This window comes from Halomonas sp. AOP43-A1-21 (assembly GCF_052376775.1).
Classification (GTDB): Bacteria; Pseudomonadota; Gammaproteobacteria; order Pseudomonadales; family Halomonadaceae; genus Vreelandella; species Vreelandella colorata.
In genome coordinates, this window is sequence record NZ_JBQSWC010000089.1 from 1 (window position 1) to 1,087 (window position 1,087).

A 1,087-nucleotide genomic window follows, 5' to 3' on the forward strand; every position below is an offset into this window, starting at 1 on the left:
GGAAGGTCTGAATAACTGCCGATATTCATCAACGCTCACTTGAGCCGACAAAAAATCGAAAATTCAGACACTCTTCTCCCGTTCTTTGTGTATTTTTGCCCCTTTCCCGCTCATTGAGCGGAAAACGGGCGCAATCGCCCTATTCCCATAGGTATTTTTCACTGATTAGCAGGTTACTGAACGCCGCCAGCAAGTGCAGGCGCTGAGTGTTTTTGGCCAGTCCACGATAGCGAGCCTTGCCATAACCAAAAACGTGTTTGATGTACCGAAAGGGGTGTTCCACCTTGGCACGGATACTGGCTTTGATTTTTTCGACTTTCTGTCGCCTGGCATCTAGCTGCTTGCGGGTGCCAGGCCGTTTGGCAATATACCAAGAGACATCGTTGCGGTGCTTGTGCTCGTCTCGTTTTTGAATACCAAGGTAACCGGCATCACCGAAGACGCGTTGCTCTTCACCGTGAAGGAGCTTATCGGCAGGCACAATGTCATGGACATTGGCAGCCGTGGTCTCGATGCTGTGAATCAACCCAAGCTTATCGTCGACACCTATGTGCATTTTCATGCCAAAGTGCCAAGAGCTACCTTTTTTAGTTTGGTGCATTTGCGGATCGCGCTCGCCTTTTTTGTTTTTGGTGGAACTAGGCGCAGAGATGATAGTGGCATCGACAATGCTCCCTTCGCGCAGCATCAGGCCATTTTTCTCCAGGTGGTTGTTCACTTCCTGGAACAGCACCTTGCCAAGGCCGTGGCGTTCCAGAAAATGGCGAAACTTGAGGATCGTGGTTTCGTCCGGCAATCGGTCCAGTTTCAAACCGGCGAATTGGCGCATGGACTCGATCTCGTAGAGGGCGTCTTCCATGGCCGGATCGCTCAGGTTGTAAAACAACTGCATGCAATGGACGCGGAGCATGGCAGACAATTGATACGGAGGCCGCCCGCTCTCGCCCTTAGGGTAATAACGGGCTACCTTCTTCTCCAACTGCGTCCAGGGGATCAGCTTGTCCATCCGCTCCAGAAAGAGTTCGCGGCGGGTCTTTCGCTTCTTGTTCTGGTACTCGGCTTCTGAGAAGGTGATTTGATCCATGGC

1 protein-coding gene is annotated in these 1,087 nt (G+C 51.8%); it reads right to left on the minus strand.

Annotated elements, in window-relative coordinates:
• Positions 1 to 139: 139 nt before the first annotated feature.
• Entirely contained in the window at positions 140 to 1,084 is a 945-nt protein-coding gene (locus tag ACT3R7_RS20660; RefSeq protein WP_417421988.1) for an IS5 family transposase, read from the minus strand.
• Positions 1,085 to 1,087 lie beyond the last annotated feature (3 nt).